The organism is Microbispora sp. ATCC PTA-5024, from assembly GCF_000511135.2.
Lineage (GTDB): Bacteria > Actinomycetota > Actinomycetes > Streptosporangiales > Streptosporangiaceae > Microbispora > Microbispora corallina.
In genome coordinates this window covers 335933-337402 of sequence record NZ_KI866525.1, presented here as the reverse complement: position 1 = coordinate 337402, position 1470 = coordinate 335933, and the positions used below count along the sequence as shown (strand labels likewise).

The 1470-nt window shown below is 77.1% G+C and carries 1 protein-coding gene and 1 pseudogene; both read left to right on the top strand.

The features are described 5' to 3' along the window. Nucleotides 1-227 (top strand): annotated as a pseudogene (locus MPTA5024_RS27530) (ADP-ribosylglycohydrolase family protein); the annotation flags it as partial. Between the two features lie 70 nt (nucleotides 228-297). After that, nucleotides 298-1470: ADP-ribosylglycohydrolase family protein (locus MPTA5024_RS27525; protein WP_063794787.1), on the top strand; the 1173-nt coding region annotated here is incomplete at its 3' end.

The window sequence follows — 1470 nt, the reverse complement described above, 5'->3', positions numbered from 1 at the left end:
CGTGGGGGCCGGGCGGGGCGGCGTTCGGCGCGGGGGTGTCGGCGGCGGCCTGCCTGGCCTCGGCCGCCGACTCCGCCCCCGCGCTCACGGGCGCGCTGCTGGGCTGCGCCGCCGGTCACGAGGCGCTGCCGGAGGGCTGGCGGGCCTCGGCCCGCGTGCTGACCGGCTGCTGCCTGCCGGAGCTGGCCGGGACCGACCTGCTTGACGTGGCGGGGTCGCTCGCGTGATCGTCCACAGGGGCGGCCGGGGCGACCGATCGGGAAGACAGGAGACGGGACGATTTCGGGGAGGACGGGCATGACGCCGCTCGATGACCCGCTGGCCGACAGGGCCGTGGGATGCGTGGCGGGCGCCGCCGTGGGCGACGCGCTGGGCGGCGCCACCGAGGGGTGGACGCCCGAGCAGATCCAGGAGCGGTACGGGGGGCACGTCGAGGGCGTCGTCCCGCCCTACTACGCGGACTGGCGCAACGCCCGGCCGATCGCGCCATACCACAAGGGCGACGGCCACATCACCGACGACACGCTGATGACGCACGCGCTGATCCGCGTGTACGAGCGGGTGGGCGGCCACCTCGACGCGTACGCGGCGGCCGACCACCTCGTGCCGGAGATGATGGGCGGCAAGCGCTGGATCCCGGAGCTGGAGGCCGAGGCGCTGCCGCTGCACCGGGTCTTCCTGGCCGAGAAATGGCTGGCGCTGCGGCTGCACTACGGCCACGTCGACCCCCGCGAGGCCGGCGTCGGCAACATCGTCAACTGCGGCGCCGCGATGTACATGGCGCCCGTCGGCGTCGTCAACGCGGGCGACCCGGACGGCGCGTACGCCGAGGCCGTCGACCTCGCCGGGGCGCACCAGTCGAGCTACGGCCGCGAGGCCGCGGGCGTGCTGGCGGCCGCGGTGGCCGAGGCGATGCGCCCGGGCGCCACGGCCGACTCGGTGGTCGCGACCTGCCTGCGGCTGGCCAGGGACGGCACCCGGGCCGCCATCGACGCCGTCTGCTCCGCCGCCCGCGGCCTCGGCCACTGGGACGGGTCGTTCGGGGCGCTGCGGGACGCCATGCGGCCGTACGACACGGTGGCGGACACCTACCGCGACCAGGGCCTCGGCGCCCGCCGGCCGAGCCGGCTGCACAGCATCGAGGAGCTGCCGCTCGCGCTGGCGTTCCTGCTCATGGCCAAGGGCGACTACCGGGAGACCGTGCTCGGCGGGGTGAACTACGGCCGCGACGCCGACTCCATCGCCTCGATGGGAGGCGCGATCGCCGGGGCGCTCGGGGGCCGCGACGCCGTGCCGGCCGAGTGGCTGGAGACCGTCTCCGCCGCCAGCCGCACCGACCTGGTCGCCCCGGGCGTCGCCATCGCGGACGTGGCCCGCCGGATCCACCGGGCCGACCTGGAGCGCCGCCGCGCCCACGAGGCCGCGTTCGCCGCGCTGACCGGCGCCGCCCCGGAGCCCGGCGCCGAGGGA